The 19,799-nt window shown below is 44.6% G+C and carries 11 protein-coding genes; 7 read left to right on the top strand and 4 right to left on the bottom strand.

Annotated elements, in window-relative coordinates; genetic code table 11:
• Positions 1-33: 33 nt before the first annotated feature.
• Positions 34-975, bottom strand: a complete 942-nt coding sequence (locus GFS24_RS00635; RefSeq protein WP_153657640.1) for a FecR family protein — start codon at positions 973-975, stop codon at positions 34-36.
• 76 nt (positions 976-1,051) lie between these two features.
• Positions 1,052-1,573 carry an RNA polymerase sigma-70 factor gene (locus GFS24_RS00630; protein ID WP_153657639.1) on the bottom strand — a complete coding sequence of 174 codons (522 nt, stop codon included), beginning with the start codon at positions 1,571-1,573 and terminating at the stop codon, positions 1,052-1,054.
• A 283-nt stretch (positions 1,574-1,856) separates the two neighbouring features.
• Between GFS24_RS00630 and GFS24_RS00625 the strand changes: the two genes are divergently transcribed.
• From GFS24_RS00625 to GFS24_RS00615, 3 genes are read left to right on the top strand one after another with little or no spacing between them, the layout of a single operon-like run.
• Entirely contained in the window at positions 1,857-4,340 is a 2,484-nt protein-coding gene (locus GFS24_RS00625; protein ID WP_153657638.1) for a glutaminase family protein, read from the top strand.
• A gap of 19 nt (positions 4,341-4,359) precedes the next feature.
• Entirely contained in the window at positions 4,360-6,627 is a 2,268-nt protein-coding gene (locus GFS24_RS00620) for a GH92 family glycosyl hydrolase (protein ID WP_153657637.1), read from the top strand.
• A 48-nt stretch (positions 6,628-6,675) separates the two neighbouring features.
• Positions 6,676-7,497 carry a response regulator gene (locus tag GFS24_RS00615; RefSeq protein WP_153657636.1) on the top strand — a complete coding sequence of 274 codons (822 nt, stop codon included), beginning with the start codon at positions 6,676-6,678 and terminating at the stop codon, positions 7,495-7,497.
• Here the strand turns inward: GFS24_RS00615 and GFS24_RS00610 are convergent.
• Positions 7,460-10,564 carry a two-component regulator propeller domain-containing protein gene (locus tag GFS24_RS00610; RefSeq protein WP_153657635.1) on the bottom strand — a complete coding sequence of 1,035 codons (3,105 nt, stop codon included), beginning with the start codon at positions 10,562-10,564 and terminating at the stop codon, positions 7,460-7,462. The two genes, GFS24_RS00615 and GFS24_RS00610, sit on opposite strands and share 38 nt — an antisense overlap.
• 253 nt (positions 10,565-10,817) lie before the next feature.
• Here GFS24_RS00610 and GFS24_RS00605 point away from each other — a divergent pair, with 253 nt between their 5' ends.
• The 4 genes from GFS24_RS00605 to GFS24_RS00590 are packed head-to-tail and all read left to right on the top strand — an operon-like array spanning position 10,818 to position 18,164.
• Positions 10,818-12,119, top strand: coding sequence for an IPT/TIG domain-containing protein (locus tag GFS24_RS00605; protein ID WP_173002922.1), 1,302 nt, complete (start codon positions 10,818-10,820; stop codon positions 12,117-12,119).
• A gap of 16 nt (positions 12,120-12,135) precedes the next feature.
• On the top strand, positions 12,136-15,201 hold the full coding sequence (locus GFS24_RS00600) for a TonB-dependent receptor (RefSeq protein WP_153657633.1): 3,066 nt from the start codon (positions 12,136-12,138) through the stop codon (positions 15,199-15,201).
• A 9-nt stretch (positions 15,202-15,210) separates the two neighbouring features.
• Positions 15,211-17,193, top strand: a complete 1,983-nt coding sequence (locus GFS24_RS00595) for a RagB/SusD family nutrient uptake outer membrane protein (RefSeq protein ID WP_153657632.1) — start codon at positions 15,211-15,213, stop codon at positions 17,191-17,193.
• A gap of 11 nt (positions 17,194-17,204) precedes the next feature.
• Positions 17,205-18,164 carry a DUF4973 domain-containing protein gene (locus GFS24_RS00590; protein ID WP_173002921.1) on the top strand — a complete coding sequence of 320 codons (960 nt, stop codon included), beginning with the start codon at positions 17,205-17,207 and terminating at the stop codon, positions 18,162-18,164.
• 53 nt (positions 18,165-18,217) lie between these two features.
• On the opposite strand, the gene GFS24_RS00585 is transcribed toward GFS24_RS00590, so the two are convergent.
• A complete protein-coding gene (locus GFS24_RS00585; RefSeq protein WP_153657630.1) occupies positions 18,218-19,720 on the bottom strand; it encodes a serine hydrolase domain-containing protein in 1,503 nt (500 codons plus the stop codon).
• Between the last annotated feature and the right edge of the window lie 79 nt (positions 19,721-19,799).

Below are 19,799 nucleotides of genomic sequence, written 5' to 3'. Positions count from 1 at the left end.
ATACGGTAATAGATTTTTAGGTTATGCATATTATTAATCGTCACAGCCCTTTCCGGTAAGCTTATAAACACCCGGGCTGCTTTGTAACACTTTCCCATCCAGTGAAATGGCCAGTTGACCGAGAATGGACATCGGTGTGTCACCCGGTGCCACATCCACATAGATCAGGCATTGGAGCAGGTGATCATCTGTTTGTATCCTGATATCGAATTTCCGTTCCAGGTCGTCTATCACCTCTGCCAGCGGACTCTGGCGGAAGGAAAGTTTGTTGTTCATCCATGCAGTATCTACATGGTTTTTCACTGCCAGATGGCCGTTGAAAGAGGTAACTTCCTGACCGGGCAATAACACCACCCCGTCCTTGCTTTCCATTTGCTGCACAGCCACTTTACCGCTGATCAGCGTTACTTTGGATTGATGATCGCCGGGGTATGACTTTACCACGAAACTGGTCCCTAACACCCGCGTACTCAATTTATCCGTCTGAATAATAAAAGGTTGTCCCGTATGCGTCACTTCAAAATAGGCTTCGCCCGAAAGCCGGATCAGCCTTATGCTATCGCGAAATTCTTCCGGATAGCTGATGCTCCCTTGTTTATTTAATAATACGGTAGAACCGTCCGGCAATAAGATGCGCTTCATATCGGCTTTACCTGTTTCCACCATCAGCATTTTCACGGGAAATAGCTGATGACGGATCTCTGCCCGGTAAATGCCCAGCACGATGGAGATGCCCATCACCACTGCTGCCACACGCAGCCAGGTATAGTTAAAACGTTTCCGGGTGGCGGTACGAACAATGTTCTCATACAAACGATCTTTCACTACTTGCTGTGAACCCAGCAGTTGTTCATCCCATTGGGGTACACGGCCTTCAAGGGAAGCGCATGCATCGAGGAAACGCAGTTCTTCTTCAGGCGTAAGCGTACCTTTCAGATATTTATCTGACAGTGCTAAAAATTCAGATTTATTCATGACACCTATATGTGCTTATGAGAGAACGATACACCTAAGCGGTAACCGGACTTCATATTTTCTTAACACAGCAGGTTTATTGCCATAGGGCGGGTAGTGTCATCAGCACCCAGAATAAAAAATCACCGGTATGCAGCCTGAGCCTCTTCAGGGCATTGGTAAGATGGTTCTCGACAGTTTTGGTGGAGATCTGGAGATGTGCGGATATTTCTTTAATAGAGAGGTAATGCTTTCTGCTGAGGATGAACACTTCCCTGCATTTCTCGGGAAGCTCTTCGATATAGTGATCCAGCAACGCATGCAGATCTTTTGAAGTAAGCTGATCTTCCAGCTCTATACGTGAGGTGGCCAGCTCTATTTCTTCCGGAAGCTGGATAGTTACTTTGCCTGCCTTGATAACTTTGAACACCTGGTAACGTACAGCTGCGTGCAGATATGCAGGGACAGATTGAATGGAATCTATATCCCGTTTCTGCCATAGCTCTACCATTACATCCTGTACAATGTCTTCACTCGCCTGTTGGTCCTGCAGAATGCTATATGCAGAGAGGTACAGTTTAGACCAGTATTTGTTATAAATATCTTCGAAGTGTGCCATTTATGTTCCAATGCGGAGCACAAAGCAACGACTTGCATATTATATACTTAAAATGGTAAGGTTAATTTTACCTTAAGAAATTGGGATGTAACAAAAAAGAAACCCGGCACCATCATATCTGCTTTAAATATTTTACATATAATACGTAGAAATTCAAAAAATGATCCAATTTGACCATATATTGAAACGTTTTGACTAACTGCCTTGCTTATTTTAGTTGCAAATTCGCCCTCGTCTCACAAAAGACGGATACCATAATTATTTAAAACTGAACAAATTTATTATGACAGTGTTGGCTCAGCATTTCAGATTGGCTGTTATTCTTGTATGTAGTTCCCTTCTATCTATGGCCTGCCTTGCGCAGGAACAAAAAGCACCCAGTTATCCGCTTATCACCCATACCCCCTACTTCAGTATCTGGAGCAGTTCGGACAAACTGAACGGATCTGTTACAAAACATTGGACGGGAGCAGATCATTCCCTGGTCGGCATTATTAAAGTAGATGATACTTATTATCGTTTCCTCGGAAAGGAAACCAATGAGTTTATCACCGTATTGCCCGCTGCAGACGAGACGGCGTATGAGGTAGCTTATACACTCAGCAATCCCGGATCCGGCTGGTTCGAAACAGGATTTAATGATAAGGAATGGAAAACAGGCGGAGCGCCATTTTCAGACGACAGGCGGAAAGCAAAAACTCGCTGGAATACAGATGACCTCTGGGTAAGAAGAACCTTTACCCTTGGTAATGATGTAAACTTTGATAACCTGTTCCTGAAAATTAATCACGACGATAATATTGATATCTACCTGAATGGCAAACCTATTTATCATAAAGAGGGTTGGGTAAATAATTACACCTTCCTGGACCTGCAGGAACAATTAAAAACCAACCTGAAAACAGGTAAGAACGTACTTGCTTTTCATGTACGTAATACTGCCGGTGGTCGTTTCCTCGATGCAGGTATTGCAAGAAAGATAGAAACAACAGACAGCAAACTGATCAGGGAAGCAGCACAAAAGAACGTGGAAGTTAAAGCCATGGAAACAAAATATAGTTTCAGCTGCGGAAAAGTGGACCTCGAATTAACCTTTACTTCTCCCTTGCTGTTGAAGGACCTCGCACTGTTATCCACTCCTGTCTCTTATATCAGCTACCAGGTAAAGTCCAATGACGGTAATAAACACCAGGTATCTGTTCTCCTAAGCGCAAGCACGGACATCGCCGCCAACCAGCCTACACAGCAAATGACGGCAAAAGCAACGGCTACAGGTGGTATAAAACTGTTGCAAACAGGCACTGTGGAACAACCTGTATTGATGAAAAAAGGAGATGATATCCGTATAGACTGGGGATATTTTTATGTAGGTGCCTCTAAAGATTATTCCCAACAATATATTGCCGCCAATGAGAAAACCGGCATCAGCCAGTTTTTAAAAGGCCAGTACAAGGGTCAGACTGAAACAACCGGAAAACGTTTAAGTCTTAATACAGTGGTATCCTTTGGCCAGGTGGGTGCTACACCCATAGAAAAATTCATGATGCTGGGGTATGATGAAGTTTACGCTGTCCAATATTTTGGTACAAACCTTCGCCCCTGGTGGAATAAAAATGGTGATCGCAACTTTTCCACCTTAATGAATACAGCGGCTGTTAATTACAACACCGTGATCAAAAAGGCGAAGTTATTCCAGGACACTATTTATACAGATGCCCTTAAAACCGGAGGAGCCGCTTATGCCCAACTGTGCGAACTGGCTTACCGTCAAAGTATTGCCGCGCATGGATTAGTGGAAAGTCCTCAGAAAGAACTGTTGTTCTTATCCAAAGAGAATTTCAGCAATGGTTGCATTGCCACCGTGGACCTCACCTACCCTTCTGCCCCTTTATACCTCGCCTACAATCCAGAGTTAGAAAAAGGCATGATGAACGGGATCTTCTATTACAGCGAAAGCGGTAAATGGACCAAACCTTTTGCGGCTCATGACCTTGGCACTTATCCGCTCGCAAACGGACAGGTATATGGTGAAGATATGCCGGTGGAAGAAGCCGGTAATATGGTGATCCTGGCAGCTGCCATAGCCAAAGCAGAAGGTAATGCAGGTTATGCAAAGCAACACTGGGCCACATTGACAACATGGGCCAAATACCTGGACAAGGAAGGTTTTGATCCGGCCAACCAGCTTTGCACGGATGACTTTGCCGGCCACCTCGCCAGGAACGTGAACCTCTCCGCCAAAGCCATCATGGCATTGCGCAGTTATTCTTTCCTTGCCGGTATGCTGGGCCATACAGCAGATGCAAAGTACTACCTGGATCGCAGCCGCTCCATGATGGAGAACTGGATAAAACTGGCAGACGATGGAGATCATTTCAGCTTAGCTTTTGAAAAGAAAGATTCCTGGAGCCAGAAATATAACCTGGTATGGGATAAAGTGTTGGATTTTAATCTCTTCCCAAAAAGTGTATTTGAAAAAGAAATAAGCTTTTACCTGACCAAACAAAAAACATACGGCCTCCCGCTGGATTCCCGGAAAACCTATACCAAATCCGACTGGATCATTTGGACGGCTGTATTGACTAAGAATAACACGGAGTTCGAAAAATTCATCTTACCACTTCAGAAATATGCTTTGGAAACAACCAGCAGAGTGCCTTTGGGTGACTGGCACGAAACAACCAATGGGAAACAGGTAGGGTTCCAGGCAAGAAGTGTGGTAGGAGGTTATTTTATGAAGGTCTTAAATGATAAACTGAATAAATAACAGCTTATATTAGTCTGTCATGCAAAAACTCCTAATAGCTTTAATTATTCCACTTACAATTTCTGCAAGCGCCCAATCTCAGCAAACGGCGCTTGCAGATTATGTAAATACACTCCAGGGCACCAATTCCCGTCATGAATTAACCAGGGGGAATACCTATCCAACCACGGCCCTTCCCTTTGGGATGCATACCTGGACACCACAGACAGGCAATAACGGAGATGGATGGAAATACCAGTATCACAAGAAAAGTATCAGGGGCTTTCAACAGGCACATCAATGCAGCTCCTGGTCAAATGACTATGCTGTTTTTTCACTGATGCCGGGTATTGACAGCCTCACGGTAAATCAGGATCAAAGGGCCACTAGTTTTGAGCATGAAAATGAAATAGCCAAACCCTACTATTACAGCGTAATACTTAATAATAAGGTCCGCACCGAAATGGCGCCCACAGAACGCGGCGCGCATCTGAGATTTTCATTTCCCAAAGGGCACAAAGGAAATATTGTGCTGGATGGCTATACCGGCTTAAGTGGTGTTAAGATATACCCGAAAGAAAAAATGGTGACCGGGTTCGTCAATAATGGCAGAGGATTTAAGAAGGGATGGAAAAGTTTTTTTGCCCTGGTGTTTGATACACCCTTTACCGGTTATGGTACCTGGGAAAATACAACAGGGGCTGTGCAACCGGGAAACCTCCAGGGCGAAGGAAAAGGCACAGGCTTGTACCTTCAGTTCAAAGAGGGCACTACTGTACAGGTTAAAACAGCTTCTTCCTATATCAGCGAAGAGCAGGCAAAACTTAACTTATCCAGGGAATTGGGTGATCACAAAACGTTAGAGCAAACTAAGGCAACTGCAAAAAAGATCTGGAATGAACATCTGTCACAGGTCCTGGTAGAGGGCGGTACGGAAGCAGATAAAGCCACTTTTTATTCCTGCTTTTTCAGGGCCAGTTTATTTTCGAGGAAATTCTATGAGCTGGATAAAAACGGCAAACCTTATTACTTCAGCCCATATGATGGTACAGTACACGAGGGCTATATGTTCACCGATACCGGCTTCTGGGATACATTCAGGGCACAGTTCCCACTGAATGCATTACTACATCCCCAAATGCACGGGCGGTATATGCAGGCCCTGCTGGATGCTCAAAAACAATGCGGATGGTTGCCTTCCTGGTCCTTCCCCAATGAACAGGGCAGCATGATCGGCAATCATGCCATATCATTACTTGCCGATGCCTGGGCAAAAGGAATACGCACCTTTGATCCCGCCGCCGCACTGGAAGCCTACTATCATGAAGCCAACAACAAAGGCCCCTGGGGCCCTGCAAACGGAAGAGATGGTTACGCAGCATACAATCAGTTAGGTTATGTGCCCTATCCCAAATACAGGGAAGCCACTGCCAAAACACTGGAATATGCGTACGACGATTTTTGTGCTTACGCACTCGCTACAGATACAAAACAGGAAAAATACCTGCAGGGATTTAAGGAAAAGATGTTTAACTACCGGCACGTTTATGATAGCACTACCGGTTTTATGCGTGGCAGGGATGAAAATGGGAAATGGCTGAGTGATTTTGATCCCGTAGAATGGGGTGGCCCCTATACAGAAGGGAATGCCTGGCATTGGTTATGGTCTGTATTCCATGATATTAACGGCCTTAAAAAGATGCTCGGCGGAGATGAGGCTTTCTGCGCCAAACTGGATGCCGTATTTACAGAACCCAATAAAGTAAAGGTGGGCACTTACGGCGGTATGATCCATGAAATGACGGAAATGGTGATAGCCAACATGGGGCAATACGCCCATGGCAATCAGCCCATTCAGCATATGGTATACCTTTATAACTACGGAGGCCAGCCATGGAAAACACAGTTGCATGTACGGGAGGTGATGAAAAAACTATACAATGCATCTGAGGATGGATACCCCGGTGATGAAGACCAGGGACAAACATCCTCCTGGTATGTATTAAGCGCACTCGGATTTTACAGTGTATGCCCCGGAACAAACGAATATGTACTGGGAAGTCCCGTGTTTAAGAAAACAACCATCAGGCTCGAAAACGGGAAAAAATTCATCATAACAGCCAACGGTAATTCAGACGAAAATGTATACATGCATCATGCCCTGCTGAATGGCAAACCTTATTCCAAAACATATATTACCTACCAGGATATAGTCGCAGGAGGAACCCTTTCCTTTGACATGAAGAACACAGCGGACAAACAAATAAAGCTGCAGCCGGAAGACCTTCCCTATTCAGTATCAAAGTGATAGCACAGATGGTTGGGTAAATGTGTTTTATTCTTTAAATTGTATACCATGGAAGGGGTCAACCAAATTCTAAAACACACCAAACCAGGTATCCTCATCGTTGATGATAACGATGATATCCTCGACTATCTGTCGCATGACATGGGAACGTCCTATGCCGTCTATACCGCAAAAGATGGCGAGAAAGCCTTTTCCCTTTTACAACATGAACCTATACAGTTAGTGGTGAGCGATGTGATGATGCCCAGGCTGGATGGATTCGAACTATGTGAAAAGATCAAACTTACTTTAGAGCTCAGTCACATACCGGTTATATTATTAACCGCGAAGAATACCTTACAGGCCAGGATACAGGGATTGAAAGCAGGAGCCGATGCTTATATAGAAAAGCCTTTTTCATTAGATCATTTATATGCGCAGATAGAAAACCTACTGGCCAGCAGATCGAAGCTAAAGCAATGTTATGCCCAGTCACCCCTGGTGCATATAAACAGTATTGCGCACACCCAAATGGATGAAGCATTTGTGGAGAAGCTGGTCAGCACCATCCTTGCACACCTGGATGAAACACAACTGGATGTGGAGCGCCTGAGTCTGCTGATGAACATGAGCAAACCTACACTCTATCGAAAAATAAAATCCATCTCTGATCTGTCTCCCCATGATATCATTAACCTCACCCGCTTAAAAAAAGCCGCTGATCTGATCAACTCCGGTAACCACCGGGTAAATGAACTGGCGGAAGAAGCAGGTTATAATTCCCCGGGCCAGTTCAGAAGGAATTTCTATAAGTATTTCAAAATGTCCCCCTCCGAGTACATTGATAAAGCCATCACACGTTCTTATCAATTAAGGGAAGGATCAGTGTAAAAACATTACATCGCTCTTCCACACTATATTCCAAACTACCCTTATGCAGCAATGTTATAGATTTAGCCAGCGATAGCCCTATGCCGGTTCCCGCAGTCATGGTATTACCGGATCTGTAAAAAGGCTCAAAAATACTTTCTCTTTCTTCTTCCGGGATAATATCACCATCATTCATTACACAAAGGATAGCATTTTCGCCTGATGGGTTTGATTGAAGGGTCAATGTAATTTCGGAGCTGCAATATTTAATAGCATTGTCTATCAGGTTACTCACAATTTTGATCATCCCATCTTCATCGATATTGCAAATGAGCACCGGATCTTTGATCATAAGCTCACAGGTGTTTTTCTTCTTGTTGATGGCGGGTTGAAAACTACCATATATTTCTTCTATAATAGGAACGATATTCCTGGCGCTCAGATGTAAAACATAATTTCCCGATTCTACCATCCTGAAATCCAGCAATTGATTGGTTAAAGTCAATAACCTGTCTGTATTCTTATTCATCACCATTACCTCATGCTCCATTCCCGGAATAGCAGACACATTTTTAAGGATCTTACTCATCGGCATTTTTATTAAAGTAAGCGGTGTTTTTATCTCGTGCGCTACCTTCGTAAAAAAGTCAATCTTTGCCTGATACAGTTCCTTTTCCTTATTCAGGGTAAAGATCTCCATCAGGCGGAGTTGCTGTTCTTTATAACGTTTGCTATAATATTTTGTCGAAAAATAGATAATAGCAATAGTGATCAACGTGTAAACAAAATAGGCAAGCCCCGTTTTCCAGAAGGGCGGCGTTATATTTATCTTAAAGGATGTTTCATTGGATGCCCATATGCCGCTGCTATTGGTGGACTTTATCTTAATAGTATAGTTGCCCGGTGAAAGATTATTAAAGTGAACGATCTTGTTCTTATCCGTAAAGTTCCAGTTTTCATCAATTCCTTCAAGCATATAAGCATACCTGATATTATCCGGCGCAGTGAAACTGAGTGCTACAAAATCAAGACTGAAAGTGGAATTATTATAAGGCAGCTGAATATCCCGTTTATGCAGGAAGAGGTAATCGTAGAACAGGTGCCTGGAGTTGATGGCGGCATCTTTATTGAACACCTCCAGCTGCGTGAGATAAATAGGAGGCACATGATCAACAGTAGTAAGGTTTCGCGGATTAAATCTTATAAGACCTTTCAGGCAGCCAAAATAAATATTCCCTTCCTTATCCTTAAAGGAAGAACGATGGTTGAATTGATCACTTAACAATCCATCGCTTTGTTTGAAAGTTTTTATCTGCCCGGCTTTCTGATCAATATAAGCCAGCCCCATGGAGGTAGCCGCCCAGATCCTGTTACGATCATCTTCCACCGTACTATAAACAATATTACTGGGCATACCGGATTCCGTATTATACACCTTCACGGCATGATTGGCGGGGTTCATCCTGAAAAGGCCGGATTCTGTACAGATCCAGAGATGATGGTCTGTATCTTCCAGTAAGTTTAAGATCTTGTTGTTATCAAATGGATAATTCCCATTTACCTGCACAGACAATTTTCGGGCCTTCTGACCCGTATCAATGTAATAAATACCATTACTGTGTGTACCCAGCCAGATACGTCCTTTGCTATCTTCCGTAATGGCGGAATAAAATTCATCCCGTACAAGGCCCTCCAAATAATGAAACGTCCCTGTTGCTTTATCAAAATTGTACACACCATTAGAGGTACCTACGATGATGGCACCGGTGGTAGTTTTATACAGGATATTGATATAGTTGCTGTTTAACCCGTTGTTAGTGTATGCTGCGTAATGCTGTATGATCTTGTTCTTCTTCAGATCAAAAACATACAGCCCGTCTTTAAAAGTGCCGATATATAAGTTATCGCCATCAGCCAGGAGTCCATGTATGTTACCGGGTCCATTATTATAGTTAACAAAAGATCTCTTCTCAGGATCAAATACAGCAATCCCCTTATCCTCAGAACCTACCCATATCTTACCATATTGATCCTGTACCATTTCGCGCACTACATTCCCCTCAATAGCGTTGGAGGCAGATGTTGGAAAGAACTTTTCAAAGGCGATGGGATGATGTGCGTAATAGTTGATACCACCGAAAAAGGTACCTACCCAGATACCCCCTTCTTTGTCTTTACAGATCGAATAAATAGCATTATCTGTCAGGGAATACTGATCATGCGGCACTTTACTAATGTGCTGTATAATATTAGTGCGGCTGTTTAAAATATACAGCCCGGATTCCGTGCCGATCCAATAGTCCGTGTCATTTACTTTCAACAGGCTTCTTACAAACAGGCTGGCGCTTTTGGCCGGGGATAACGCAATGGAAGTCCATTGCTGATCACGCATGCTGAATCTGAGCAATCCCGTTTGTGAGGTACCGATCAGCAGGCTTTCATGCTCGTTGTCTTCACAAATAGTTTCAATGGTATTGGCTGTGCGCACAACTTTATCAGAAGTGTAATAAACAAAATCATTACGCGGCATATCATACTTTGCCAATACACCATTGGCACAACCCAGCCACAGCGTACCATCTGCAGATCTATACAACGTCGTGATATTTTGTAACGCCGGTGCCCGGTAAACATCAATGCGTTTTGTACCGATATTATACTTGTATAATACTGTTCCTTCAACAAACCAGATATTATTATCCGCATCCCCATGGATCACCCTTACCAGCTGTCCTTTTGTAGCAGGCAGTTTCGTGAATGCCCCGGTTGCTGTATCAAAATAAAACAACCCCTTAAGAGTTGCTACCCATAAGGTTCCTTTCACATCCTCGTGTAAGTGAAAGATCGGGTTGTTATTAAGGTTGTTGGCCTCTCCTATTCTGAAGGTCTTGAAATTGTATCCGTTGAACCTGTTTAATCCATCCCCCGTACCAAACCACATAAAGCCATCCTTGTCCTGCAAAGAGGTGATCACAGAATTGTTGGACAGGCCGTTCTCTACCTCATAATGCCTGAAATAGATGGGTTGCGCACTGCATTCATGCAGCAGTAAAAATAGTATCACCGTACAAATGAAACGTTTTGGCATAGCGTGGAGGCTTATATGTCATCTATCTCTTAGTTGATTATCAATAATTTAAAATAAGACAGGTTTGCCGGATTTTGAAACTGCGGGGAAGCGATAACGCAAGAATGATACAATATAAATCTTTTTTGATTCGAAATGACCGTATGCAAATTTCGACAACCTGTACATTTACTTTTAAATACCTGACTAGAATACCTGTGCAGAGTTTTCCGCGTAATTAACATCACAGCTCGTTATGAAAAAAATCCTGACAATGCTTCGAAGAAGCATTCCCCTTGCCGTTACCGGCAGTCTTTTATTGGCTGCCTGTTCCAAAAACAAACAGTCTGACACCGTTGTTAAATTTGATCCTTCCAAACCAGTGACGCTGCAAAGGTTCACACCTGACAGTGGCGGAGTAGGAACACAGATGATCATTTATGGTGAGAACTTCGGAAGTGATCCGGCTATCGTAAAAGTATTTATCAACAATGTACCAGCGCCTGTTGTAGGTGTAAAGAACAACTCCATTTTTGTACTGATCCCTTCTCAGGCAGGCCAGGGACCGGTAAAGGTAAAAGTTGGCGCCGAAAGCAGTGTGAAGGAAGTGATCTCAGCAACTGACTTCAATTATCTTTTCAACCCGGTAGTAGGCACGCTGGCCGGCTTTACAGACAGGGACGGAAGAACCGCTATCGTGGATGGCGATATTAATAAAGCACAGTTTGAAGAACCTTACTGGCTTGCTTTTGATCAGCATAAGAATCTTTATGTGCTGGAAGAATTCAGAGGATTAAGGTTCATCGATTCCGCACGCACCACTGTAAAAACCCTGTTCAGAACGGGCAACGGCCTGGACAGGCCCAGGACCCTGGCATTTAACCCCACTTTTGACACCCTCTATGTCACGAACGACCAGTGGGATGAACGTGGGCTGAGCACTGCCATCCTCACGCCAGAATCCGGCTTTACAAGATGGAATGCACTGATCCTTTCCCAAACAACCAACGGAGGTGACGCCAATCCTAAAACAGGAGACTTCTTTTTTAACTCTTATGCAAAAGGAGAAATGTTTAAATGGGACCGTGTTACAAAATCTTCCAGGTTAATGTACCGGGTAGATGATGTGAACTGGGAGTTCAATATCCAGTTTGCACCCAGTGGCGATTTTGCTTACATCGTAGTAGTGAACCAAAGTTATGTACTGAGGACCAAGTACAACCGGGAAACCGGCATGCTGGATGCACCGGTGCATTTTGTGGGAGGAAGAGGCCAGCATGCTCACCGTGATGGGGTGGGCGCAGATGCCCGGTTTGATCATCCGCAGCAGGGCACCTTTGACAAGAATAATAATTTCTACCTCACAGATGTCTTCAATCATTGCATCCGGAAAATAACACCGGAAGGTGTGGTGAGCACTTTTGCCGGCAGGCCCCGTGAATACGGTTATGCGGACGGTCCCCTCAGAAGGGCGCAGTTCGACAGGCCACAGGGCATCGTGCTGGATGAAGCCACGGGTACTTTTTATGTAGCCGACCAAAAGAACCGCAGGATCAGAACAATCTCCGTTGAATAAATTAATTGTCTTTATAATGAGAATTTTTTACTTATCACTGATCTTCATCGCTTTTTCAACCACCGCATTCTCACAACAAACAATAGAAGTTACCGGTATCGTTACAGACTCGACTAATCTGCCATTACCGGGCGCTAATATCGTTGTGAAGGACAGAGTAGGGCTCGGCACCATGACCGACCAGAATGGCCGGTATAAGATCACCGTAGAGCCTTATCACACACTGATGTTCTCCTTCATAGGTTTTACCACCAAAGAGGTAGTTGTACGCGATAACCGCATTGTGAATGTAGTAATGCAGGCTTCCAACACCAATGCCCTGGAGCAGGTGGTGATCACTGCCACCGGACCACAGAAAAAAGTAACCGTTACCGGGGCTATTACAACGGTGAACCCTAAAGACCTCCGAACGGCCGGCGCCAATATCACCAATGCGCTGGCAGGAAATGTGGCTGGTGTAATTGCCATGCAACGATCCGGCGAACCCGGTAGTAACCAGTCTGAATTCTGGATCAGGGGTATTTCCACGTTCGGGGCCAATAGCGCGGCTATGGTAATGGTAGACGGTTTTGAACGCCCTTTCAACGAAATAAATATTGAGGATATAGAATCCTTCTCTGTATTAAAAGACGCTTCTGCCACCGCCATATATGGTAGCCGGGGCGCCAACGGCGTAATACTGATCACCACCAAAAAAGGAAAGACCGGTAAAATAAACATAGACGGAAAAGCAGAACACACTTATAGCACACGTACCCGCACGCCTAAGTTTGTAGATGGAAATGTATACGCAGCTTTAGTGAATGAAGCCAAAATAACAAGGAACCAGGAACCCACATACACCGCCAATGAACTCGAGATCCTTCGCCTTGGCCTGGATCCTGATCTCTATCCGAATGTGAACTGGCAGGATGAAATGCTGAAGAGTGGTGCAAACATCAACAGGGCCGCATTGAATATCAATGGCGGCGCCACCATTGCCCGGTTCTTTGTTTCCGGTAGTTATGTAGATGAAGGTGGTTTGTACAAATCAGATGCTTCGCTGAGAGAGTATAAGACCAATGCCAACCTCTCCCGCTGGAATTACAGGATCAACCTGGACCTCGATGTTACCAAAACCACTTTATTCCGGATAGGCGTAGCTGGTTTCCTGGAAAAGAAAAACTATCCCGGGCTGAAAGATGATATCTGGTATTCCCTGATCGGTCAGTCTCCCGTATCCATTCCAAAAGCATATTCCAATGGACTCGTTCCTGCTTATGGTACCGGCAACAGAACAAATCCCTGGGTACTGGCAACACAAACAGGCTACAGGGAATACTGGCGGAACAAGGCAGAAACCAATTTCGTATTGGATCAGAACCTGGATTTTATCACGAAGGGATTGAGGGCCACAGGCCGCATGGCATTTGATGCCAACAATGAGAATAATATCAACAGGAAAAAATGGCCGGAGCAATATAATGTAGAAAAAAGAAGGGACCGGAACGGCAACCTCATCATGCACCGCATCTCTGGTGAATCCCCCATGTTCCAGGAAACCAGTGCCGCAGGCGAACGTGTTTCCGTATACGAACTGGAATTAAGATATAGCCGCGCTATCCAAAAACACAGGATCGAAGGACTGGCCAAATACTTCCAGCGCGAGCAAAGGCAAACAGTGAACCTCGGCGCAGATATCATCAATGGCATTCCCCGCAGGAACCAATCCTTGTCCGGCCGTTTGATGTATGGATATGATAACCGTTACCTCCTTGAATTCAACTTCGGTTACACCGGCTCTGAGAACTTTAAACCCGGCCATCAGTTTGGCTTCTTTCCCGCTATTTCTGCAGCCTGGAATATCTCCGAAGAGAAATTCATTAAAGATAATTACGACTGGCTGGAGTTCCTCAAGGTGCGCTACTCCTATGGAGAAGTCGGTAACGATAATTTTGGCGGAAACCGCTTTGCTTACCTGAGTACCATAGGTCCGGGAGATGGCTACAATTTTGGCGAAAGCATTAGTCCTAATGCTTATACTGGTTTGTATTACCAGCAGGTAGCCTCCGAGCAGCTTACCTGGGAAGTAGCCCGCAAACAGGACCTGGGTATTGAAATGAACCTCTGGAAGAATTCATTCTCCATCACCATTGATCTGTTTAAAGAAAAAAGAGAAAAGATCTATAAACAAAGATCACATCTGCCAGCTATGGTGGGTATCGTCAGTCAACCATGGGCCAATGTGGGCATCATGGAAAACCAGGGCTTCGATGCACAGTTCAACATAAACAGAAAGATCGGCGCCGTAGACATCACCATGAGAGGCAATATCACTTATTTCAAAAACAGGGTGATCGCCTTTGATGAAGAAGCCAATAACCTGCCTTACAGGATGACGCAGGGATTCAGGCTCAATCAGGCAAGAGGCCTCATTGCACTGGGTTTATTCAGGGATTATGAAGACATCAAGAACAGCCCTAAACAAATGTATGGCGCCTACCAGCCCGGAGACGTTAAATACAAAGATGTGAATGGAGACGGTCTCATCAACGATGATGACATTGTTCCTATCGGCGCATCCCGCGTGCCCAGCCTGATCTACGGCGTAGGCGCATCAGTAAGATGGCATGGCATAGACTTCAATTTTCACTTCCAGGGCGCGGGAAAATCTTCCTACTTCATCGACGGCCCCAGTGTATATCCATTTGCAGATGGCGGATGGGGTAATATCCTCACAGATGTAGCCGCACCTGGTAACAGATGGATCGAAAAAGAGATCTCGGGCGATCCTGCAACGGAAAACCCCAATGCCAAATATCCCAGGCTCAGTTATGGTGGCAATGCCAATAACTACCGCGCCTCTTCTTACTGGTTACGCAATGGCGCGTATCTGCGTTTAAAGAATGTTGAGCTCGGTTACACCCTGCCACAAAGCATCACCAGGTGGGCGCATATCAATAGCGCCAGGTTCTATCTCATGGGACAAAACCTCCTGGTATGGGATTATCTGAAACTCTGGGACCCGGAACTCGCCAGTGGCAATGGTATGAGTTACCCTTTAGCTAAAACGATCACCGGTGGCCTTACTATCAACTTTTAATCAATGATCATGAACAAATATTATAAAGGATGCCTGTCCCTCGCTTTATGCGCAGGTATCCTGTTCCTCCCCTCCTGTAAAAAGTACCTGGATATGGACCACTTTTTCAAAGACCGGATGAACACAGATTCGCTTTTCACCAACAGGGATTATTCTGAACAATGGCTGGCCAGCACCTACAGCCACCTGCGCAGTGAAAATGCCGATGTTGCCAGTAAAGGCCTCACACCGTTCAATTTCATTTCCGACGATATGTTCTTTGGAGACAGGGACGATAAATACCGCAAGTACAAAAACGGAGAGTACGATGAAACCTGGGACCAGTCATCCTGGTCATCCTGTTACCAGGGTATCCGCAAGGCATCTATCTTCATCCATAATATCGACAAGAACCGGGAAATGACGCAAGAAGAAATATTGGAAAAGAAAGGAGAAGCACGTTTTCTCAGGGCCTATTATTACTGGCTCCTGTTAAGGAAATACGGCCCTATTCCACTTGTTCCCGATGAAGGAATTGATTACACCACAGAGTATCAGAATTTATCTCAGCCAAGGAACTCTTATGATGAGTGTGTGGATTTCATTACAAAAGAATTCGCGATAGCCGCAAAAGACCTTCCGCTGCAACATACCAATCGGGAAGCTGCCCGCCCGACAAAAGGCGCCGCACTGGCTGCTCGCGCAAAGGTATACCTGTTCGGAGCAAGTCCCCTTTTCAACGGAAATACGGAAATGTTTGATCTCGTGGATAACGCCGGTCGCAAACTCATCACCCAAACATACGATGAAGTAAAATGGGCGAAAGCTGCTGCCGCTGCTAAAGATGTGATAGACCTGAATGTTTACAAACTATTCACCGCGCCCTTTAATTCCCAGGACCAAAGCGCCACACAGCCGAAAACAATTATTCCACCCTATGATGCACGTTATTCAGACAAGGCTTTCCCCCTGGGATGGAAGGATATTGATCCCTTTCAATCCTACAGCCAGCTCTTTAACGGCGCTTTAGCTTTTACCGCCAATCCTGAGATCATTTTCTCCCGCGTTACGGAACAAAGTTCCGAGGGAATAAGCCAGATGGTGCTGCACCAGATACCTTATTCTTTGAAAGGCTGGAACACACACGGCATCACCCAGAAACAGGTGGACATCTATTACATGAACAATGGGGCCAATGTACCAACAACCCCGCGCGTAACAGGTTTCACCGTAAATAATACGGACTATAAGCCCCTGCCGGCAAAGGTATCTTTACAATACGCCGCCAGAGAGCCCCGCTTTTATGCCTCCGTTGCTTACAACGGCAGCATGTGGGAAGGCACCAGCGCCAGAAAGGTAGAAGACAGGTATAAGCAGGTTTTCTATTACAGGGGGTACTCCGATGGCAAGCAGCCCTCCTCCCCCGCATTCCACATCAGAACAGGCGTAGGCATCAAAAAATATTACAACCCCTTCGACTCTTTTATGGAAGGCGGATTTGTAGTACCTAAAATTGAACCGGCTATCAGGTATGCAGAAGTGTTACTGATCTATGCGGAAGCACTGAACGAATTAAGTGGCAACCACAGCATCCCCAATTACCTGGGCACCGGAAATATTTCTGTAGGAAGGAATGCGGAAGAGATCAGCAAATACCTCAGCCAGATACGCATAAGAGGCGGTGTTCCCGATTTTGACCAAAGCATTTATGCTTCCAAAGAAAACATGAGAAAAGCCCTGAAAAGAGAAAGGCAGATTGAATTATTTGCAGAAGGACATCGCTATTATGACCTGAGACGCTGGAAAGACGCACCTATTGAAGAATCCACACCAGTAATGGGTTGTAATATGAACATGACGGAAGATCAAAGGGACCTGTTCTATGTGCCGGTTGCCATCCCTTCCATGCCCACCATCTTTGTAAAGAAGATGTATCTCTGGCCCATCTCACACGGTGAGTTAAGAACGAATAGAAAACTGACTCAAAACCCCGGATGGACAATATTCAATTAAAATCTAACACCATGAAGTATTTATATTATCTCTGCTTGTTGATCGTGATCAGCGCATGTAACAAGGAATGGGAAGAAGAACTCTTTACAAAGTATGTTGCATTTGGCAAAAATGGTGTAGTGCAGGTATACGTGAAATACAAGGAGCAGGGAGGTAACATCCCCTTGAAGATCCCTGTTGTATTAAGTGGTTCCACCACCAATAATACCGATATAAGTATCTCGATTGCCCTGGATAAGGATACGCTGACCAATTTAAACTTCGACAGGTTCCGGCTTCGGGAGGATCTTTATTTCAAAGAACTCCCCGCTGAATACTATAGTTTTAAAACGCTTACTGCCACCATCCCCAAAGGTTCAAACACGGGCTATGTTACAGTTGATCTGAAACTGGATGGGATTGATCTGGTTAATAAATATATCTTGCCATTAGAGATCGTTTCATCTTCCGCCTATACGCCTTCTATATTGAAGCACTATAAAAAGTCGCTGATCACCATCATACCATTTAATGATTTTTCCGGAAGGTATTCTGTTGCCGGTGCTGTTTGGGACAGAACAAAAAATGAGAATGGCCAGACGGCGCTGACCACCCCTTACAGGAATACATGGGTGGTGAATGAAAAAGCTGTTTTCTTTTACGCAGGTGTAACAGAAGAAGAAGCTGTAGACAGGGCTGGCTATAAGATCAGTGCTACATTTAATGCGGACAGCACCGTTACGTTAACCTCCGGTAATCCTGCCATTCATTTTGTGCAACAAAAAGGCACTTACACGGTGAGTAAAAGGATGGATGAAGTACAACCATATCTTGAGAAAACATACACAACCGTATACCTGGAATATCACTATGATGATATTACAAATCCGGCATTCCCCTTAAAATACCGGTTTGCAGGATCTATGGTATTGGAAAAGGTGAAGAATATTCAGATCCCCGAAGAAGAACAGCAGGTGCAGATCCCGGATTAGTTTACACGAAACAGCCCTGTAGGTCAAATGATTTACAGGGCTGTTCTTTTTAATTATTTATTCAGTAATTTCTTCAAGGCCATAATCCCTCCTTCATTCTTCGGATTCAGTTCCAGTGATCTCTTATACATCATCACCGCATCTTCACGCGCGCCTGTTTCCATCAGCGCTTCTCCATAGCTATCATAAGAATTGAAGTTGCCGGAATCTAGAAAAGTATTCAGCTTAAAAGTCTCCAGGGACATTTGCTGATGACCTTTAAACGAAGCCTGATACAGGAAATCATATCCCAGGAAATTCATTTCTTTTGTACTGAAATAATAATGCGTCGTATCAGCCATAAACAGATGAAGCAAAGCCGCCGCATGATCAGCACCCTGTTCAATCAGTGCTTTAGCATAGGTACGCACTGCAGACTTCTTCAGATCTATTGACATGGCAGGTTTGTTGTTCAGCATATAAAAGCAGGAAGTAACATTTTCTCCAAACCTGCTCGTGCCATTTGTATAAGCCACTATCGTCTGTTTCCGGCTGAGGTTGCGATAATAAAAAGTGGCCATGCCGAATTTGAAGCCTCCATGCCCCACACCTTTCCCGAAACCAGGCTGGTTAAATATTTCCCAGCCTAATCCATATTGGCCGGTACCTTCGCCCAGCATAGTGTCCATTTGTTCCGAATGCTCCTTACCATTATTCAATTTCAAAGGTGTTATCGCTTCTTCCACAGTGGATAGCTTTAGCAGTTTACCACCGAAAAAGGCCGCATCAAATTTCAGCATATCACCCACAGTAGTGATCACATTAGAGGGGCCAATGCTGGCCTGGTTATTATACTCACTATAACGATACCGTTTTACAGTACTCACAGGAACAGGCACCGAATCATAATAAGTGGGCATTACCTGGTGTATCACCCGGCCGGTATCATTAAAGTTAGTGTTTCTCATCCCCGCAGGTTTGAAGATGTAAGTATCCAGGTAAACAGGAAAAGACATACCGGAAAGCTTTTCTACCAATATGGCCAGCAAGGTATAATTCGTGTTGCAGTAACGAAACTGATCACCAGGTTTGAAGTAAAGCCCTTTGTTCCATTTTTGCAACAAAGGCATTACCGAAGCATTTGTGATAACGGAATCAGGATATTGTTTTATAACAGCTTCATAAAGTTCCAGGTTAGGTAACCCGGAGGTATGTGTAAGCAAATGCCGGATGGTGATATCCTGAAAAGGAAACTCCGGAAGATATTTAATGAGCGGATCGTCCAGCTGCAGCTTCTTCTTATCCCTCAGCTGAAGCACAGCGGTAGAAGTAAATATCTTTGAAATGGATGCCAGGTTAAAGCGGGACAATGGATGATTGGCCTTAGACTGTGAATACGATGCATACCCGGCGGAAAACACATACACTTCCCGGCCGTTTTCTGACAGCGCGATATTGCCGTCATAAAGCCTGTTCTCAGAAAGTGTGGAAAAATAGCTTTTTATGGCAGCCATTCTGTCCTGCGCCGGCAAGGACGTATATAGCAATAATAAAAGGGCAGTAACAAAAGATCTCATGCTGCAATATTATAGACCACCTGCTGCTACCTGCCGGGAATGTTACCAAACCGGTATATTATGTGATGAAGCATAAAAA

The organism is Chitinophaga sp. SYP-B3965, assembly GCF_009647655.1.
Lineage (GTDB): Bacteria > Bacteroidota > Bacteroidia > Chitinophagales > Chitinophagaceae > Chitinophaga.
This window is presented reverse-complemented; position numbering and strand designations above follow the sequence as displayed.

Bases quoted from the DNA above. Each gene is read 5' to 3' on its own strand.
- GFS24_RS00625 (WP_153657638.1), top strand. From the start codon at position 1,857: ATGACAGTGTTGGCTCAGCATTTCAGATTGGCTGTTATTCTTGTATGT.
- GFS24_RS00610 (WP_153657635.1), bottom strand. From the start codon at position 10,564: ATGCCAAAACGTTTCATTTGTACGGTGATACTATTTTTACTGCTGCAT.
- GFS24_RS00630 (WP_153657639.1), bottom strand. From the start codon at position 1,573: ATGGCACACTTCGAAGATATTTATAACAAATACTGGTCTAAACTGTAC.
- GFS24_RS00590 (WP_173002921.1), top strand. From the start codon at position 17,205: ATGAAGTATTTATATTATCTCTGCTTGTTGATCGTGATCAGCGCATGT.
- GFS24_RS00595 (WP_153657632.1), top strand. From the start codon at position 15,211: ATGAACAAATATTATAAAGGATGCCTGTCCCTCGCTTTATGCGCAGGT.
- GFS24_RS00605 (WP_173002922.1), top strand. From the start codon at position 10,818: ATGCTTCGAAGAAGCATTCCCCTTGCCGTTACCGGCAGTCTTTTATTG.
- GFS24_RS00585 (WP_153657630.1), bottom strand. From the start codon at position 19,720: ATGAGATCTTTTGTTACTGCCCTTTTATTATTGCTATATACGTCCTTG.
- GFS24_RS00600 (WP_153657633.1), top strand. From the start codon at position 12,136: ATGAGAATTTTTTACTTATCACTGATCTTCATCGCTTTTTCAACCACC.
- GFS24_RS00615 (WP_153657636.1), top strand. From the start codon at position 6,676: ATGGAAGGGGTCAACCAAATTCTAAAACACACCAAACCAGGTATCCTC.
- GFS24_RS00635 (WP_153657640.1), bottom strand. From the start codon at position 975: ATGAATAAATCTGAATTTTTAGCACTGTCAGATAAATATCTGAAAGGT.
- GFS24_RS00620 (WP_153657637.1), top strand. From the start codon at position 4,360: ATGCAAAAACTCCTAATAGCTTTAATTATTCCACTTACAATTTCTGCA.